The organism is Pseudomonas sp. LB1P83, from assembly GCF_054897885.1.
Window position 1 is genome coordinate 5,598,874 of the sequence record NZ_CM142709.1, and the last position, 17,307, is coordinate 5,616,180.

The 17,307-nt window shown below is 58.6% G+C and carries 16 protein-coding genes; 13 read left to right on the forward strand and 3 right to left on the reverse strand.

Going from position 1 to position 17,307, the window contains the following annotated elements; genetic code table 11:
- Positions 1–97: 97 nt before the first annotated feature.
- The 11 genes from ACYZTY_RS25765 to ACYZTY_RS25815 all read left to right on the forward strand — a co-directional run bounded on the left by ACYZTY_RS25765 (position 98) and on the right by ACYZTY_RS25815 (position 14,212).
- Positions 98–2,896 (forward strand): LPS-assembly protein LptD, encoded by a 2,799-nt coding sequence (locus ACYZTY_RS25765; RefSeq protein WP_461955978.1) that lies wholly within the window; start codon positions 98–100, stop codon positions 2,894–2,896.
- Complete coding sequence (surA, locus tag ACYZTY_RS25770; protein WP_461955979.1) at positions 2,877–4,193, forward strand: peptidylprolyl isomerase SurA; 1,317 nt, start codon at positions 2,877–2,879, stop codon at positions 4,191–4,193. The genes ACYZTY_RS25765 and surA overlap by 20 nt, the downstream gene beginning before the upstream one ends.
- Positions 4,190–5,179, forward strand: a complete 990-nt coding sequence (gene pdxA / locus ACYZTY_RS25775) for a 4-hydroxythreonine-4-phosphate dehydrogenase PdxA (RefSeq protein ID WP_461955980.1) — start codon at positions 4,190–4,192, stop codon at positions 5,177–5,179. The genes surA and pdxA overlap by 4 nt, the downstream gene beginning before the upstream one ends.
- The gene (gene rsmA, locus ACYZTY_RS25780; protein ID WP_461955981.1) at positions 5,176–5,994 is read left to right on the forward strand and encodes a 16S rRNA (adenine(1518)-N(6)/adenine(1519)-N(6))-dimethyltransferase RsmA; all 819 of its coding nucleotides are present in this window, start codon (positions 5,176–5,178) and stop codon (positions 5,992–5,994) included. The genes pdxA and rsmA overlap by 4 nt, the downstream gene beginning before the upstream one ends.
- A 122-nt stretch (positions 5,995–6,116) precedes the next feature.
- Positions 6,117–6,497: a Co2+/Mg2+ efflux protein ApaG gene (apaG, locus tag ACYZTY_RS25785; RefSeq protein ID WP_461955982.1), complete on the forward strand. Its 381-nt coding sequence runs from the start codon at positions 6,117–6,119 to the stop codon at positions 6,495–6,497.
- A complete protein-coding gene (locus tag ACYZTY_RS25790) occupies positions 6,497–7,378 on the forward strand; it encodes a symmetrical bis(5'-nucleosyl)-tetraphosphatase (RefSeq protein WP_461955983.1) in 882 nt (293 codons plus the stop codon). The genes apaG and ACYZTY_RS25790 overlap by 1 nt, the downstream gene beginning before the upstream one ends.
- Before the next feature lie 33 nt (positions 7,379–7,411).
- A complete protein-coding gene (gene glpE, locus ACYZTY_RS25795; RefSeq protein ID WP_461955984.1) occupies positions 7,412–7,741 on the forward strand; it encodes a thiosulfate sulfurtransferase GlpE in 330 nt (109 codons plus the stop codon).
- 296 nt (positions 7,742–8,037) lie between these two features.
- On the forward strand, positions 8,038–9,960 hold the full coding sequence (locus ACYZTY_RS25800) for a PrkA family serine protein kinase (RefSeq protein ID WP_461955985.1): 1,923 nt from the start codon (positions 8,038–8,040) through the stop codon (positions 9,958–9,960).
- A 122-nt stretch (positions 9,961–10,082) separates the two neighbouring features.
- A complete protein-coding gene (locus tag ACYZTY_RS25805; protein WP_461955986.1) occupies positions 10,083–11,354 on the forward strand; it encodes a YeaH/YhbH family protein in 1,272 nt (423 codons plus the stop codon).
- Positions 11,351–12,913, forward strand: a complete 1,563-nt coding sequence (locus ACYZTY_RS25810; RefSeq protein WP_131060990.1) for a SpoVR family protein — start codon at positions 11,351–11,353, stop codon at positions 12,911–12,913. Before ACYZTY_RS25805 ends, ACYZTY_RS25810 begins: the two co-directional genes overlap by 4 nt.
- Positions 12,914–12,976: 63 nt before the next feature.
- The gene (locus tag ACYZTY_RS25815) at positions 12,977–14,212 is read left to right on the forward strand and encodes a multifunctional CCA addition/repair protein (RefSeq protein WP_461955987.1); all 1,236 of its coding nucleotides are present in this window, start codon (positions 12,977–12,979) and stop codon (positions 14,210–14,212) included.
- A gap of 99 nt (positions 14,213–14,311) precedes the next feature.
- Here ACYZTY_RS25815 and folK read toward each other — a convergent pair whose 3' ends face one another.
- Positions 14,312–14,830, reverse strand: coding sequence for a 2-amino-4-hydroxy-6-hydroxymethyldihydropteridine diphosphokinase (gene folK, locus ACYZTY_RS25820; protein ID WP_461955988.1), 519 nt, complete (start codon positions 14,828–14,830; stop codon positions 14,312–14,314).
- The gene (gene folB, locus ACYZTY_RS25825) at positions 14,821–15,177 is read right to left on the reverse strand and encodes a dihydroneopterin aldolase (protein WP_008051601.1); all 357 of its coding nucleotides are present in this window, start codon (positions 15,175–15,177) and stop codon (positions 14,821–14,823) included. Before folB ends, folK begins: the two co-directional genes overlap by 10 nt.
- A 74-nt stretch (positions 15,178–15,251) precedes the next feature.
- On the opposite strand from folB, the gene plsY reads away from it, so the two are divergent.
- Positions 15,252–15,821 (forward strand): glycerol-3-phosphate 1-O-acyltransferase PlsY, encoded by a 570-nt coding sequence (plsY, locus tag ACYZTY_RS25830; RefSeq protein WP_461955989.1) that lies wholly within the window; start codon positions 15,252–15,254, stop codon positions 15,819–15,821.
- 23 nt (positions 15,822–15,844) lie between these two features.
- Here plsY and tsaD read toward each other — a convergent pair whose 3' ends face one another.
- Positions 15,845–16,870, reverse strand: a complete 1,026-nt coding sequence (tsaD, locus tag ACYZTY_RS25835; RefSeq protein ID WP_461955990.1) for a tRNA (adenosine(37)-N6)-threonylcarbamoyltransferase complex transferase subunit TsaD — start codon at positions 16,868–16,870, stop codon at positions 15,845–15,847.
- A gap of 199 nt (positions 16,871–17,069) precedes the next feature.
- On the opposite strand from tsaD, the gene rpsU reads away from it, so the two are divergent.
- Positions 17,070–17,285 carry a 30S ribosomal protein S21 gene (gene rpsU / locus ACYZTY_RS25840; RefSeq protein WP_002551877.1) on the forward strand — a complete coding sequence of 72 codons (216 nt, stop codon included), beginning with the start codon at positions 17,070–17,072 and terminating at the stop codon, positions 17,283–17,285.
- The last annotated feature ends 22 nt before the right edge of the window (positions 17,286–17,307 follow it).

Here is a 17,307-nt window from a genome sequence, read left to right on the forward strand (position 1 = left end):
GGGTCATGCTTTATTATCCAGCATCTTTTTCAGACCATCGAGAGGCGTGCGGCCCACACCGCGGGCAGATGGCACGCAGGAAGCCCGGACTAATAAGATGGCATTGAAATCCCCCGCGTTTCGTAAAAAATTTCCGTTGTTGGTTACCGGCAGTCTGCTGGCCCTGCAACCTCTAGCCACTTCATTCGTGGTCGCCGCGGAACAGTATGACTGCTCAGTCTCTGCTTCGGGTGCCTGGGACTGTGCGCCAAAAGCGCCAGCGGCGGCATTGCCACCGCGTCCCGTCCATGACGGCAGCGCAGTTTCCGCCACAGGCGAACCTGCGACCGAGAATGGCACCAGTGAAGACACCGGCGCCAAGCCTGTTCTGGTTACCGAGTCCAAAGGCCGCGGCCTGAAGTCGCGTAGTGCAGACTACAGTCACCTCGACTGGGTTCCGCGCGAGAACCTCACGGCAGCGCAACTGGCCGAGACCGGTCCTTACTGCTCTGGTTCCTATATCGAACCGATTCGTCCTGGCATGAATGACAAGACGAATAAAAGTGACGCCCCGACCTTTATCGGCGCCAAGGCCTCTCGCTACAAGCAGGATGAGCAAATTGCGACCCTGGCCGGTGACGTCGTCATGCGTCAGGGCAGCATGCAGGTCGAAGCCGACGAAGCGAACCTTTACCAGGCTGAAAGCCGTGGCGAACTGAGCGGCAACGTGCGCATTCGCGACAACGGCGCGCTGATCGTGGGCGACCACGCCGACGTGCAGCTCGATACCGGTGAAGCCAAGGTTGATAACGCCGAATACGTGATGCACAAATCCCGTATCCGCGGTAACGCGCTGTACGCCAAACGTGCCGAAAACGCGATCATCCGCCTCAAGGATGGTACGTACACCACGTGCGAACCGAACAGCAACGCCTGGCAGCTCAAGGGCAACAACATCACCTTGAACCCGGCGACCGGCTTCGGTACCGCGACCAACGTGACACTGCGGGTCAAGGACATTCCAGTCCTGTACACGCCATACATCTACTTCCCGATCGATGACCGTCGCCAGTCCGGCTTCCTGCCGCCGACTATCGGCACCGGCAGCGATACCGGCTTCATGCTGGTGACACCGTACTACTTCAACCTGGCACCGAACTACGATGCCACGTTGTACCCGCGTTACATGAGCAAGCACGGCTTGTTGATGGAAGGCGAGTTCCGCTACCTGACCCCGTCCAGCGAAGGTCAGTTCGGCGCCGCGTACCTCAACGACGAAGACACCGATCGCAGCAAGCAGACCGACTACCAGAAAAACCGCTACATGTATAACTGGCAGCACAAGGGTGGTCTGGATTCGCGTGTTCTCACGCAGGTCGATTACACCAAGATCAGCGATCCGTATTACTTCCAGGATCTGCAGACTGATCAGATTGGTGTCAAAAGTGCAGATTACGTCAACCAGCAGGGTTCCGTTACGTACCGTGGAGATAGCTACACAGCTCGACTCAATGCCCAGGCCTATCAGCTGGCGACCGTGTCGAACATCACGCCTTACAACCGTTTGCCACAGATCACCTTCGATGGCGCTCTGCCGTATCACCCGGGCGGGCTGGATTTCTCGTACAACACTGAACTTGTGCGATTTGACCGGGATCTGGAAAACGGCACCTTCACCGATGAAGACGGTAATGTGTCCCCGCGTCTCGACACTAACGTTGCAGGTCTTGCGCGCGCCACTGGCGACCGCCTCAACCTTGCTCCGGCCGTCAGCCTGCCGCTGAACTGGACATATGGTTTCCTGAAGCCATCGCTCAAGTACCAATACACTCAGTATCAGCTGGACCTGGACGGGACCGGTAAATCCCAGATTGCCGCACAGAACGCTGAGCAAGACAAACTCAACGGCACCTTCGGGAGCAACCAGAACCGTGGCGTGCCAATCGCGAGTATCGACAGCGGCCTGTATTTCGATCGCAACACCCAATGGTTCGGCAAGAACTATCGCCAGACCCTGGAACCACGTCTGTACTACCTCTACGTTCCAGAAGAAGATCAGGAAGACATTCCAGTTTTCGACACCGGTGAATACACCTTCAACTATGCGTCGCTGTTCCGTGACAACCGGTTCTCGGGCTCCGACCGTGTCGGCGACGAGAACAAGCTGTCCCTGGGCGTTACCAACCGCTGGATCGAAGAGGACGGTTTCGAACGTCAACGGATCAGTGTAGGCCAGGCGTTGTACTTCAAGGACCGCGAAGTCCAGTTGCCGGGTATCGATGCAAAAACCCGCGACGATGCGCAGTCCAACGTTTCACCGTATGCGCTGGAATACGAGTATCGCTGGAACCGCGATTGGCGCACCACAGCCGACTACAACTGGGACCCGGACAGCCGCAGCCCTCGCTCAGGCAGCGCGATGTTCCACTACCAGCCTGAAGACAACCCGAACAAGGTCATCAACGCCGGTTATCGCTATCGCAACGACCAGGTCCGTTACGATCAGAACACCGGTAAATGGTCGGTGGGCGGTGGTGACTATGGCACCCCTGGCCAACCTGGCTATGTGAAGGACTACTACAAAATCCAACAGCACGATTTCTCGGTGATCTGGCCGATCGTGCCGCAATGGAACGCTATCAGCCGCTGGCAGTATGACTACAACCGCAACCGTACCCTGGAAGCCTTCGGTGGTTTCGAGTACGACAACTGCTGCTGGAAACTGCGCCTGATCAACCGTTACTGGGTTTCGTATGACGAATTCAGTCAGAACGCCCCGGAAAACGAAAAAGGCGACCACGGCATTTTCCTACAAATCGTTCTGAAAGGTCTCGGCGGCCTCACCGGCGCCAAAGTAGAGAGCTTCCTCGACAAAGGCATCCAAGGTTATCGTGAACGTGAAGACCAAGCTTTCTGATTGTCTGCGCCCGCTAGTGTTGGGCGCGCTGTTCCTGGGTACTGCGGCGAACGCCGCGGTACAGTCCATCGATAAAGTGGTGGCCATTGTCGACAACGACGTGGTCATGCAGAGCCAACTGGACCAGCGTGTTCATGAAGTTCAGCAAACCATCGCCAAACGCGGCTCTGCCGTGCCGCCGGCCGGCGTGCTGGATCAGCAGGTGCTTGAGCGCTTGATCGTCGAAAACCTGCAACTGCAGATCGGCGAGCGTTCCGGCATCCGCATCACCGATGAAGAACTGAACCAGGCCGTCGGCACCATTGCCCAGCGCAATAACATGTCGATTGATCAATTCCGCGCCGCCCTGACTCGCGACGGTCTGTCTTACGACGACGCCCGCGAACAGATCCGTCGCGAAATGATCATCAGCCGTGTGCGCCAGCGTCGCGTGGCAGAGCGCATCCAGGTGTCTGAACAGGAAGTGAAGAACTTCCTGGCTTCCGACCTTGGCAAAATGCAGCTGTCCGAAGAATTCCGCCTAGCCAACATCCTGATTCCTACACCGGAAAGCGCCAACTCCGACGCAATTCAGAGTGCGGCCAAACAGGCTGATGCGGTCTACCAGCAACTCAAGCAAGGCGCTGACTTCGGTCAGTTGGCAATCGCTAAATCCGCCAGCGAAACCGCACTGGAAGGCGGCGACATGGGCTGGCGTAAAGCTGCTCAATTGCCACCTCCGTTCGATCGCATGCTGAGCACCATGACGGTTGGCGACATTACCCAGCCAATGCGTACGCCGGGCGGCTTCATCATCCTGAAGATCCTCGACAAGCGTGGCGGTGAAACCCAGACGCGTGACGAAGTGCACGTGCGTCATATCCTGGTCAAACCTAGCCCGATCCGTGACGAAGCAAAAACCAAAGCCCTGGCTGAATCGCTCTACACCCGAATCGAAGCGGGCGAAGATTTCAGCGAACTGGCGAAAAGCTTCTCGGAAGATCCGGGTTCCGCCCTCAACGGTGGCGACCTGAACTGGATCGACCCGAACGCATTGGTGCCTGAGTTCCGCGAAGTGATGGCCAAGACCCCGCAAGGTCAGCTGTCCAAGCCGTTCCAGACCCAATACGGCTGGCACGTACTGGAAGTCCTTGGCCGCCGCGCCACCGACAGCACCACCCAGGCCCGTGAGCAGCAAGCAATGACCGTACTGCGTAACCGCAAATACGACGAAGAGCTGCAAACCTGGCTGCGTCAGATCCGTGACGAAGCGTACGTAGAGATCAAACTCCCTGGTGCAGACCAGGCAGCGCAGTGAAACCCAAGCGTTTTGCGCTGACACCCGGCGAACCGGCTGGCATAGGTCCTGACCTGTGCCTGCTGCTCGCCTCGCAAGCCCAGCCACACCCCCTGATTGCCATTACCAGCCGCGACCTGCTCCTCGAGCGGGCCGCGCAGCTGGGCGTGGTCGTCGACTTGCTCCCGGTTGCGCCGGACAGCTGGCCGGATGCTCCGGCACCCGCCAACAGCCTGTATGTCTGGGATACCCCGCTTAATGCACCGGTCATCGCCGGGCAACTGGACAAGGCCAATGCAGCTTTCGTTCTGGAAACCCTGACCCGTGCGGGCCAAGGCTGCCTCGACGGGCATTTCGCCGGCATGATCACCGCCCCTGTACACAAGGGTGTGATCAATGAATCCGGAATTGCCTTCTCCGGGCACACCGAATTTCTCGCTGACCTGACCCATACCGCGCAAGTGGTGATGATGCTTGCCACCCGCGGCTTGCGCGTGGCGCTGGTCACCACTCACCTGCCCCTTCGGGAGATTGCCGACGCGATCACGCCGGAGCGTCTGGAACGGGTCACGCGCATTCTGCACGCAGACCTGCAACAAAAGTTCGGCATCGCCCAGCCACGCATCCTGGTTTGCGGGCTAAACCCGCACGCCGGTGAAGGCGGACACCTGGGCCATGAAGAAATCGACATCATCGAACCTACATTAGAGCGCCTGCGCGGTGAGGGTATGGACCTTCGTGGCCCCCTGCCCGCCGACACTCTGTTTACCCCCAAATATCTGGAGCACTGCGACGCGGTGCTGGCGATGTACCACGACCAGGGCCTGCCGGTGCTGAAATACAAAGGCTTCGGCGCGGCAGTCAACGTGACCCTGGGCTTGCCGATCATCCGCACGTCGGTCGACCACGGCACTGCCCTGGATCTGGCCGGCAGCGGCAACATCGACACCGGCAGCCTGCAAGTCGCCCTGGAAACCGCCTACCAGATGGCCGAGACCCGTTTATGACCGAGCATTACCAACACCGGGCGCGCAAGCGTTTCGGCCAGAACTTTCTGCACGATGCTGGCGTTATTGACCGCATCCTGCGCTCCATCCACGCCAAGCCCGAAGACCGCCTGCTGGAAATCGGCCCGGGCCAGGGTGCGTTGACCCAAGGCCTGCTGGGCAGCGGCGCGCAACTGGACGTGGTGGAGCTGGACAAAGACCTGATCCCGATCCTCAATCAGCAGTTCGCCGGCAAGAGCAACTTCAACCTGCATCAGGGCGACGCGCTGAAGTTCGACTTCAACAGCCTGAATGCAGCACCGGGCAGCCTTCGGGTCGTCGGCAACCTGCCGTACAACATCTCTACGCCGCTGATTTTTCACTTGCTGCATAACGCCAGCCTGATTCGCGACATGCACTTCATGCTGCAAAAGGAAGTGGTCGAGCGCATGGCGGCAGGCCCTGGTGGTGGTGATTGGGGTCGTCTGTCGATCATGGTTCAATATCACTGCCGGGTTGAGCATCTGTTCAACGTTGGCCCGGGCGCGTTCAACCCGCCACCGAAAGTCGATTCAGCCATCGTTCGCCTGGTGCCACACGCTGTGCTGCCGCACCCGGCCAAGGATCACAAGCTGCTGGAACGTGTCGTGCGCGAAGCCTTCAACCAGCGCCGCAAGACCCTGCGCAACACCCTCAAATTGCTGCTGAGCAACGACGAAATCACCGCCGCCGGTGTCGACGGCAGCCTTCGTCCAGAGCAGCTCGACCTCGCCGCCTTCGTGCGCCTGGCCGACAAGCTCAGCGAACAAGTCCTGCAATACCCTGCCGCTGACTGACAGTTGGCGAGCGTGATCGGGTAGGACACCAGCCCTCATGTCTGGTTTACTACCCGATACTTGGCCTAGACTGATTCAATCAGCTACGCCCCGCGTCCCGCTTCGTTTTTAAGGCCTCTTGCATGTCCGATCCTCGTTATCAGGTCGACGTCAGCGTCGTCACCCGCTATCTGGCAGAACAATCGCAACCCGAGCACAACCGCTTTGCCTTCGCCTACACCATTACCGTGCACAACAATGGCGAGCTACCAGCCAAACTGCTGTCGCGGCACTGGGTGATTACCGATGGCGACGGGCATGTCGAGGAGGTTCGTGGCGCAGGTGTGGTGGGCCAGCAACCGTTGATTGAGAACGGTGAAAGTCATACTTACAGCAGCGGCACGGTCATGACCACCAAGGTCGGCACGATGCAAGGCACTTATGAGATGGTCGCCGACGACGGCAAACATTTCGACGCCATCATCGCTCCCTTCCGCCTGGCGGTGCCCGGAGCCCTGCACTAATGGCGACGTACGCCGTCGGCGACCTTCAAGGCTGCCTTGAGCCGCTGCAATGCCTGCTCAAACAAGTCGCGTTCGACCCTGCAAAGGATCGTCTGTGGCTGGTGGGCGATCTGGTCAACCGTGGCCCGCAGTCGCTGGCGACGTTGCGTTTTCTCTATAGCATTCGCGAATCGCTGGTGTGCGTGCTCGGCAACCATGACCTGCACTTGCTGGCGGCCGGGCAGAACATTGAACGCCTGAAGAAAGCCGACACCCTGCGCGAGATTCTCGACGCACCCGATCACCCTGAACTGCTGGAGTGGATGCGTCAGCAAAAGCTCATGCACTACGACGAACAGCGCAATATTGCCTTGGTCCATGCCGGTATCCCGCCACAGTGGTCGCTGCGCAAAGCCATGAAATGCGCCGCTGAAGTCGAAGAAGCCCTGCGCGACGACAACCGTTTCCCGGCCTACCTTGACGGCATGTACGGCAACGAACCGGTGAAATGGGACAACGACCTCAAAGGCGTGACCCGCCTGCGCGTGATCACCAACTATTTCACCCGTATGCGCTTCTGTACCAGCGAGGGCAAACTCGACCTCAAGGGCAAAGAAGGTATCGACACCGCCCCGCCGGGTTATGCGCCGTGGTTCAAGCACAAGGATCGCAAGACCAAGGGCCTGAAGATCATCTTCGGCCACTGGGCGGCGCTCGAAGGCCAGTGTGACGAGCCAGACGTCTTCGCACTCGACACCGGGTGTGTCTGGGGCGGCTCCATGACCCTGATGAATGTCGACACCGGTGAACGCCTGCTGTGCAAATGTGACGAACATGGCCACACCTTACCGCCAGTCGCCCCCTCCATCCCCGAACAAACGTCAGCCAGCGCCCAGCGCTAGACTGCGCTTTCAGCCGAGCCACAGGAGCCCGCCATGAGCGAATTCAAACGCATCCCCCCGGAACAGGCACAAGCCCTGCGCGAACAAGGCGCGGTGGTGGTCGATGTCCGTGACCCTGCTACCTATGCCGCGCTGCACATCAGCGGCTCGAAGCACCTGGACAATCACTCTCTTCATACTTTCATTCAGGCGGCCGATCTGGATGCACCCACCGTGGTGGTCTGCTATCACGGCAATTCCAGCCAGGGCGCCGCCGCTTACCTGATAAGCCAGGGCTTCTCCGACGTGTACAGCATGGATGGCGGTTTTGAGCTGTGGCGTACGACTTATCCTGCGGAAACGGCGCAAGGCACGTCCGAATAATTTTTTTGTAACGTGCAAGCCCCGGCCCCCGCGGGCTCGCGCGGTGGCAGACGAACGGTCTGCCACAACTAATTACGTATCTCGCCTTTACCTCCCGAATTCCCAACTATCCTTAAGCGCAGGCCATCCAAAACAGGGGAGAGCCGGTACACCGGCGCGCGGGTCATCGGGAGTAGCTTTCGGGGGAGTCAGCTCCGAAAGAGTTCTGGGGGGTAAACAGCAACTGCATATCCGGTTGCTGCCAGCATCGACTGAATGATCCGGCGTCGGCTCCACGTATCGAGCGAGGTGACGTCATGAGTATCTTTAGCCACTTCCAACAACGCTTCGAGTCCACACGCCAGGAAGAACTCTCGCTGCAAGAGTATCTTGAGCTGTGCAAAAGTGACCGCAGCGCCTACGCCTCCGCCGCCGAGCGTCTATTGCTGGCCATCGGAGAACCGGAGCTGCTCGACACCTCGACCAATTCGAGACTGTCGCGAATCTTCTCCAACAAGGTGATCCGCCGCTATCCGGCCTTTGAAGACTTCCACGGGATGGAAGAATGCATTGACCAGATCGTGTCGTATTTCCGCCATGCCGCTCAGGGCCTGGAAGAGAAGAAACAAATCCTCTATCTGCTCGGCCCCGTCGGTGGCGGTAAATCGTCCCTGGCCGAGAAGCTGAAACAGCTGATCGAGAAAGTGCCCTTCTACGCCATCAAGGGCTCGCCGGTATTCGAGTCGCCGCTGGGTCTGTTCAACGCCACGGAAGATGGCGCGATCCTCGAAGAAGACTTCGGCATTCCGCGGCGCTACCTCAATACCATCATGTCGCCATGGGCCACCAAGCGCCTGGCCGAATTCGGCGGCGACATCAGCCAGTTTCGCGTGGTGAAACTCTACCCGTCGATCCTCAATCAGATCGCGGTGGCCAAGACCGAACCGGGCGATGAGAACAACCAGGACATCTCGGCGCTGGTGGGCAAGGTCGATATCCGCAAACTGGAGGAATACCCACAGAACGACGCCGACGCCTACAGCTATTCGGGCGCGCTGTGCCGGGCCAACCAGGGCCTGATGGAATTCGTCGAAATGTTCAAGGCGCCGATCAAGGTGCTGCACCCATTGCTGACCGCTACCCAGGAAGGCAACTACAACAGTACCGAAGGCCTCGGGGCGATTCCGTTTACCGGGATCCTGCTGGCTCACTCCAACGAATCGGAATGGCACACCTTCCGTAACAACAAGAACAACGAAGCCTTCATCGACCGGATCTACATCGTCAAAGTACCGTACTGCCTGCGGGTCAGCGACGAAGTGAAGATCTACGACAAGCTTCTGTTCAACAGCTCCCTGGCCAAGGCCCATTGCGCACCCGACACCCTGAAAATGCTTGCCCAGTTCACCGTGCTCTCACGTCTCAAGGAGCCGGAAAACTCCAACATCTACTCCAAGATGCGTGTGTATGACGGCGAGAATCTCAAGGACACCGACCCGAAAGCCAAGTCGATCCAGGAGTACCGCGACAACGCCGGTGTGGACGAAGGCATGAACGGCCTTTCGACCCGGTTTGCGTTCAAGATCCTGTCCAAGGTCTTCAACTTTGATCCGCACGAGATCGCCGCCAACCCGGTGCACTTGCTCTACGTGCTGGAACAACAGATCGAACAGGAACAATTCCAGGCCGAGACCCGCGAACGGTATCTGCGCTTCCTCAAGGAATACCTGGCACCGCGTTATATCGAATTCATCGGCAAGGAGATCCAGACTGCCTACCTCGAGTCTTACAGCGAGTACGGCCAGAACATCTTCGATCGCTACGTGCTGTACGCCGACTTCTGGATCCAGGACCAGGAATACCGCGACCCGGAAACCGGCGAGATCCTCAACCGCGTTGCGCTGAACGAAGAGCTTGAGAAAATCGAAAAACCGGCCGGCATCAGCAATCCGAAGGATTTCCGCAACGAAATCGTCAATTTCGTCCTGCGCGCCCGGGCCAACAACAATGGCAAGAACCCGACCTGGCTCAGCTACGAAAAACTGCGGGTGGTCATCGAGAAGAAAATGTTCTCCAACACCGAGGACCTCCTGCCGGTCATCAGCTTCAACGCCAAGGCCAGCAAAGAGGATCAGCAGAAGCACAACGACTTCGTCACACGGATGGTCGAGCGGGGCTACACCGACAAACAGGTAAGGCTTCTTTCTGAATGGTACCTACGGGTCCGGAAATCGCAGTGAAGCAGCTGCAAGCTTCTAGCTACAAGCTGCAAGGGAAAAGCGGTTGAATCCCGGCCACGGGAGTTAATGGCGCTTTCGCTTGCAGCTTGAAGCTTACGACTTGAAGCTCCCCGGAGGGGCCTATGAGCTATGTGATCGACCGACGTCTCAATGGCAAGAACAAGAGCACGGTGAACCGTCAGCGGTTTCTGCGGCGTTATCGTGATCACATCAAGAAAGCCGTCGAAGAGGCGGTCAGTCGGCGTTCCATTACCGATATGGAACACGGCGAACAGATCAGCATCCCCGGCCGCGACATCGACGAGCCGGTGCTTCACCACGGACGCGGTGGCAAGCAGACGGTCGTGCACCCCGGCAACAAGGAATTCACCAGCGGCGAGCACATCGCGCGCCCACCCGGAGGTGGTGGCGGCAGAGGCCCAGGCAAGGCCGGCAATTCGGGCGAAGGGATGGACGAGTTCGTCTTCCAGATCACCCAGGAAGAATTTCTCGAATTCATGTTCGAAGACCTCGAGCTGCCGAACCTGGTCAAGCGTCACCTGACCGGCACCGACACCTTCAAGACCGTGCGCGCGGGTATCAGCAACGAAGGTAATCCGTCGCGAATCAACATCATCCGAACCTTGCGCTCGGCCCATGCCCGGCGAATCGCCCTGTCTGGTAGCAGCCGGGCAAAATTACGCGAAGCCAAAGACGAACTGCTGCGACTCAAGCGGGATGAACCGGACAACTTCGGCGATATTCAGGAAATCGAAGCGGAAATCGAAAAACTCAGTGCGCGCATCCATCGCGTGCCGTTTCTCGACACCTTTGACCTCAAGTACAACCTGCTCATCAAGCAGCCTAACCCAAGCTCCAAGGCGGTGATGTTCTGCCTGATGGACGTGTCCGGCTCCATGACCCAGGCGACCAAGGACATCGCCAAGCGCTTCTTCATCCTGCTGTACCTGTTTCTCAAGCGTAACTACGACAAGATCGACGTCGTGTTCATCCGCCACCACACCAGTGCCCGCGAAGTGGATGAGGAAGAGTTCTTCTACTCCCGGGAAACCGGCGGCACCATCGTCTCCAGCGCCTTGAAACTGATGCAGGAGATCATGGCCGAGCGCTATCCGAGCAATGAATGGAATATCTATGCAGCCCAGGCGTCCGACGGCGACAACTGGAACGACGACTCGCCGATTTGCCGCGATATTCTGATCAACCAGATCATGCCGTTCGTGCAGTACTACACTTACGTTGAGATTACCCCGCGCGAACACCAGGCCCTGTGGTTCGAGTACGAACGCATTGCCGAAGCCTTCTCTGACACTTTCGCCCAGCAGCAACTGGTCTCGGCCGGGGATATCTATCCGGTCTTCCGTGAACTCTTCCAGCGCAGGTTAGTGACATGACCGCCAAAGAGCAGAAGCGCCAACCCATTTCCACCGGCTCCGAATGGACGTTCGAGCTGATCCAGGCCTATGACAAAGAAATCAGTCGCCTGGCGGCTCGTTATGCCTTGGATACCTACCCCAACCAGATTGAAGTGATCACCGCCGAGCAGATGATGGACGCCTACGCCTCCGTCGGCATGCCGTTGGGTTATCACCATTGGTCCTATGGCAAACACTTCCTCAGCACCGAGAAGTCCTACAGCCGTGGGCAGATGGGGCTGGCCTACGAGATCGTGATCAACTCCGACCCGTGCATCGCGTACCTGATGGAAGAAAACACCATCTGCATGCAGGCGCTGGTGGTTGCTCATGCCTGCTACGGCCACAACAGCTTCTTCAAGGGTAATTACCTGTTCCGCACCTGGACCGATGCCAGCTCGATCATCGATTACCTGGTCTTCGCCAAGCAGTACATCATGCAGTGCGAAGAGCGCCATGGCATCGACGCGGTCGAGGATCTGCTGGATTCCTGCCATGCGCTGATGAACTACGGAGTCGATCGCTACAAACGCCCCTATCCGATATCGGCTGAAGAAGAACGCCGTCGGCAGAAGGATCGGGAAGAGCATTTGCAGAAGCAGATCAACGATCTGTGGCGGACCATTCCAAAAGGCGCGGACAAATACAGCGACAAGGACAACGCGCGCTTCCCCGCCGAACCTCAGGAAAATATCCTGTATTTCATCGAAAAACACGCGCCGCTGCTGGAGCCATGGCAGCGGGAAATCGTGCGGATCGTGCGCAAGATTGCTCAATATTTCTACCCGCAACGCCAGACTCAGGTGATGAACGAAGGCTGGGCCACGTTCTGGCATTACACGCTGATGAACGACCTGTATGACGAAGGGCTCGTCACCGACGGCTTCATGATGGAGTTTCTGACGTCCCACACCAGCGTGGTCTACCAACCCGGCTTCGACAGCCCCTACTACAACGGCATCAATCCCTACACCCTGGGGTTTGCCATGTACCGGGACATTCGGCGCATGTGTGAACACCCAACCGAAGAGGACTACCGCTGGTTCCCGGAAATTGCCGGCACCGATTGGCTATCAAGCATCAAGTTCGCCATGAGCAGTTTCAAGGATGAGAGCTTCATCCTCCAATACCTGTCGCCCCAGGTGATCCGCGACCTGAAACTGTTCAGCATTCTCGATGACGACCAGAAGGACGATCTGCTGGTGCCGGCCATTCACGATGAGCCGGGCTACCGGATCATCCGTGAAACCCTGGCGGCCCAGTACAACCTCGGCAATCGCGAACCCAACGTACAGATCTACAGTATCGATCGGCGCGGCGACCGCTCTCTGACCTTGCGTCACCAGCAGCACGACCGCAAACCACTGGGTGAGTCCACTGAGGAAGTACTCAAACACCTGCATCGCCTCTGGGGCTTCGACATTCACCTGGAAACCCTGCAAGGCGACCAGGTCATGAAAGTTCAGCACGTTCCACCCAGAAGTGAACACGCCGAGGGGGATTACGGCCGGCTCGACTTGGCTGTCATCCATCTTTGAACCTGTTTCTGCCTCCGGAAGTTTGACGCAAAGGTTATTCTGTCGAGCTAACGGAGGTTTTTTATGCGGATTTATAAAGTCGGCGGTGCGGTACGCGATCGCCTGCTGGGCAAGCCTGTCACCGATATCGACTGGGTCGTGGTTGGTGCCACCACTGAAGAAATGCTCGCTCAGGGCTATCGCCCCGTGGGTGCTGACTTCCCGGTATTTCTTCACCCCAAGAGCGGTGAGGAATATGCCCTCGCCCGTACCGAACGCAAAAGCGGACGCGGTTACGGCGGCTTTACCTTTCACGCCAGCCCTGAAGTCACCCTCGAAGAAGACCTGATCCGTCGCGACCTGACGATCAACGCCATGGCCGAAGACGATCAGCAGAACCTGACCGACCCTTACCACGGCCAGCGCGATCTCGATGCTCGTGTACTTCGTCACGTTTCCCCCGCGTTCGCCGAAGATCCGCTCCGTGTGTTACGCGTTGCGCGCTTCGCCGCCCGTTATGCCGGACTGGGTTTCACCGTCGCGTCTGAAACAATGGAGCTCATGCGCCAACTCAGTGAGTCAGGCGAACTGGAGGCGCTGACTGCGGAACGCAGCTGGAAAGAAATATCCCGTGCGCTAATGGAAGACCAGCCACAGGTGTTCATCGAGGTGCTGCGTGAATGCGGAGCGCTCAAGGTGTTGATGCCGGAAGTCGACGCCCTGTTTGGCGTGCCCCAGCCCGAAGCCCATCATCCGGAGATCGACACTGGCGTGCACACCCTGAGCGTGCTCGAACAAGCCGCGCTGCATAAACAACCGCTGACCGTGCGCTGGGCGTGCCTGCTGCATGATCTGGGCAAAGGATTGACGCCCAAAGAAGAGTGGCCACGCCACATTGCTCATGAACACACGGGTTTGAAGCTAATCAAAGCGGTCAACGAACGCTTCAAGGCACCGAAGGATTGTCAGGAACTGGCATTGCTGGTGGGCCAATATCACACCCATGGCCACCGCGCCCTGGAGCTGAAACCCTCGACTTTGCTGGAGTTACTGCAGAGTTTTGACGTTTACCGTCGGCCTCAGCGGTTTGTAGAGTTCATTGCTGCGTGTGAGATGGATGCGCGGGGCCGCAAAGGGCTGGAGCAAAGAAGTTATCCACAGGCGGATTATTTGCGCGAGGCGGCGACTGCGGCCCGGAGCGTGGCGGTACAGCCGTTGCTGGAGAAGGGATTCAAGGGGCCGGAGTTGGGTGAAGCGATCAAGCGCGAGCGGCTTAAAGCACTTAAGGCTTACAAAGAGGCGTCGGCGTCGCTTGACTGAAAAGCTTCGCGGGCAAGCCGGATCGCCGCACCGCTCGCTCCTACAGATTCGTGCTCGTACCTGTAGGAGCGAGGCTTGCCCGCGAAGGCGTCAGTCGAATCACAACAAATTCAAGGGTGTCAGCTGCTCTCCGCGCCACTCGAACGCCACTGGCGCCAACACCTGATCAATCTTTGCTTCATCCCACAACGTCGCAAAGCTTTTGCCTACGCCTGGGTGCACTCTGTCCGGCGCAATCAGCGACAGCGGCCACAGCACAAAGGCATTTTTTAGAATTTCTGCCCGTGGCAGGATCAATCCGTCGAAATTGCCCACCAGATCGCCGAACAGCAGCACGTCGATATCCAGCGGCAAGCCCTTGCGGTCAGGCGCATAACGGCCATTGTCCGCCTCGATGAATTTCAATCGACGGTCCAACTCCATCAGCGGCAGATCGGTGTAAGCCGAGACCACGAAATTGAAGAACGGCCCGCTCTTGATCCCCACTGGCTGGCTTTCGAACACCGCCGAGCAACGAATATCCACCAGAAACCCTGCCAGGGCCTCGAGGCCAGCCTGCAAATGGGTTTCGCGCTTGATATTGCTACCGAGCCCGAGATAGACCTGAGTCAGCGACATCCGCGCTCGATCTCCACGCCCACGCCACCGGTGGCCGCCGGGACGGCACCAGGCTTGGTCAGCTTGAGGCGCATCCAGGTGATCTTGAATTCGCTCATCAACACTTCAACCAGACGCTCGGCGAACGTCTCGACCAGCTGGAACTGCGCCTGCTCGGCAAACGCCTGGATACGTGACGAAACGCTCGCGTAGTCGAGCGCCAGGGTCAGGTCATCCCCGGCAGCGGCCGGGCGATTGTCCCAGGCGAAGCTCAGATCAAGTCGCAGGCACTGTCGGATGCCTCGCTCCCAGTCGTAGGCACCAATCACGGTGTCGACTTCCAGGCCCTCGATAAACACTCTGTCCAAGCACTTTTCTCCGCTGCACGACAAGGGCGCAATGCGCCGTTAGAATCAGGGCGTCCTCGCCCGGAATAGTTAGCATGTTTTGGTTACTGGCGACTCTCGCCTACCTGCTTGGCTCTCTGTCCTTCGCCATTTTGCTCAGCCGCCTGACCGGTAACCCCGATCCGCGAATGAGTGGCTCGGGCAATGCCGGTGCCACCAACATGTTGCGCCTGGCCGGCAAGAAACTCGCCATCCTGACCTTGATCGGCGACCTCTGCAAAGGTCTGCTGCCGGTACTGATCGCAGGTCTTGCAGGGCTTTCGCTGCAGGAACAGGCCTGGATCGGCGTCTTCGCCGTCATCGGTCACCTGTTCCCGTTGTACTTCCGCTTTCGCGGTGGCAAGGGTGTCGCCACCGCTGCCGGAATGCTGCTGGGCCTGTACCCGCCTGCGGCTTTGCTGGCGGTCTGCGCCTGGCTGCTGACGTTCTACCTGACCCGCACCAGCTCACTCGCCGCGCTGATCGCCACGCCGTTGACCCTGCCACTGCTGGCCTGGCAGGAACCGGCGGCACTGCTGCCCATGAGCGCACTCACGGGACTGATCGTCTGGCGTCATCGCGGCAATCTACGCGACCTGTTTGCGGGGCGCGAACGGCATTTTTAAATACCGGACATGAGCACCGCTCATCACAGCGCCGACAATTGCTCCATCGGCCAGCGCGCCTGCACGCTGATTGCCAGGCTTTCGTGCTGACCGGCCTGCAAGCGCTGGCAACCGGCAAACGCAATCATCGCGCCATTATCGGTACAGAACTCCGGACGGGCATAAAACACATCGCCTTTCATGTCGCCGAGCATTTTTTCCAGGGACGTGCGCAACGCCTTGTTGGCGCTGACGCCTCCAGCGATCACCAGACGCTTCATGCCTGCCTGTTTCAGGGCACGCTTGCACTTGATGGTCAAAGTCTCCACCACAGCCTGCTGGAACGCCAGCGAGATGTCGCAACGGGCTTGCTCGCTGTCGTCCCCGGCGCTGACGCTCTGCTGCCAAGTGTTGAGGGCGAAGGTTTTCAAGCCACTGAAGCTGAAAGCCAGGCCCGGACGGTCACACATCGGACGCGGAAAGGTGAAACGTCCTGCAACGCCCCGCTCTGCCAGCTTTGCGATTTCCGGACCGCCCGGATAATTGAGGCCCATCATCTTCGCGGTCTTGTCGAACGCTTCGCCGGCGGCATCGTCGAGGGTCTCGCCCAAAAGCGTGTAGTGACCGATCCCGTCGACCTGAACCAGCTGCGTATGACCGCCCGACACCAACAAAGCGACGAACGGGAATTCCGGCGGTTGCGCCTCCAGCATGGGCGCCAGCAAGTGACCTTCCATGTGGTGCACACCCAGCGCCGGAATGCCCCAGGCGAAGGCCAGTGCCTGAGCGCAGGAAGCGCCCACCAGCAAGGCACCGACCAGGCCAGGACCCGCGGTATAAGCGATGGCGTCGATCTCGGTCGGCACACAGTCAGCTTCGGCCAACACCTGACGGATCAAGGGCAGCATGCGTTTGACGTGGTCGCGCGAGGCCAGCTCCGGCACCACGCCGCCATAGGCGCGATGCAGGTCGATCTGGCTGAACAGCGCGTCGGCCAGCAGGCCGCGTTCACTGTCATATAATGCGACACCGGTTTCGTCGCAGGAGGTTTCTAATCCCAGTACTAGCATGGGTTTGCGCCTTGTTTAGGCTGAATTCGAAGGCGCGCATAATAGTCGCCATGGGATGCCCCGACTAGCGGTTTTCGATCAGAGGCTTTGCATTCCGGTCGATGAGGAGTTAACATCCGCAACCCTTAAAAACCGACGTCTTCAAGTGCTCTTTTGCCACGAGGATGTTGACCCCGGTAATGAATGAAGGTAGCTCTGGATGCCAGCCGTCAAAGTAAAAGAGAACGAACCCTTCGACGTAGCTCTGCGTCGTTTCAAGCGCTCCTGCGAAAAAGCCGGTGTACTGGCTGAAGTTCGTAGCCGCGAATTCTACGAGAAGCCTACTTCTGAGCGTAAACGTAAAGCAGCAGCCGCTGTTAAGCGTCACGCCAAGAAAGTACAGCGCGAACAGCGCCGCGCCGTTCGTCTGTACTAATACACAGACGTTCGTAGCAAGC

What these genes read in the sequence shown, in the direction of transcription:
- ACYZTY_RS25765 (WP_461955978.1), top strand. Translation starts at nt 98, where the DNA reads ATGGCATTGAAATCCCCCGCGTTTCGTAAAAAATTTCCGTTGTTGGTT.
- rsmA (WP_461955981.1), top strand. Translation starts at nt 5,176, where the DNA reads ATGACCGAGCATTACCAACACCGGGCGCGCAAGCGTTTCGGCCAGAAC.
- apaG (WP_461955982.1), top strand. Translation starts at nt 6,117, where the DNA reads ATGTCCGATCCTCGTTATCAGGTCGACGTCAGCGTCGTCACCCGCTAT.
- ACYZTY_RS25790 (WP_461955983.1), top strand. Translation starts at nt 6,497, where the DNA reads ATGGCGACGTACGCCGTCGGCGACCTTCAAGGCTGCCTTGAGCCGCTG.
- glpE (WP_461955984.1), top strand. Translation starts at nt 7,412, where the DNA reads ATGAGCGAATTCAAACGCATCCCCCCGGAACAGGCACAAGCCCTGCGC.
- ACYZTY_RS25800 (WP_461955985.1), top strand. Translation starts at nt 8,038, where the DNA reads ATGAGTATCTTTAGCCACTTCCAACAACGCTTCGAGTCCACACGCCAG.
- ACYZTY_RS25805 (WP_461955986.1), top strand. Translation starts at nt 10,083, where the DNA reads ATGAGCTATGTGATCGACCGACGTCTCAATGGCAAGAACAAGAGCACG.
- ACYZTY_RS25810 (WP_131060990.1), top strand. Translation starts at nt 11,351, where the DNA reads ATGACCGCCAAAGAGCAGAAGCGCCAACCCATTTCCACCGGCTCCGAA.
- ACYZTY_RS25815 (WP_461955987.1), top strand. Translation starts at nt 12,977, where the DNA reads ATGCGGATTTATAAAGTCGGCGGTGCGGTACGCGATCGCCTGCTGGGC.
- folK (WP_461955988.1), bottom strand. Translation starts at nt 14,830, where the DNA reads ATGTCGCTGACTCAGGTCTATCTCGGGCTCGGTAGCAATATCAAGCGC.
- plsY (WP_461955989.1), top strand. Translation starts at nt 15,252, where the DNA reads ATGTTTTGGTTACTGGCGACTCTCGCCTACCTGCTTGGCTCTCTGTCC.
- tsaD (WP_461955990.1), bottom strand. Translation starts at nt 16,870, where the DNA reads ATGCTAGTACTGGGATTAGAAACCTCCTGCGACGAAACCGGTGTCGCA.
- rpsU (WP_002551877.1), top strand. Translation starts at nt 17,070, where the DNA reads ATGCCAGCCGTCAAAGTAAAAGAGAACGAACCCTTCGACGTAGCTCTG.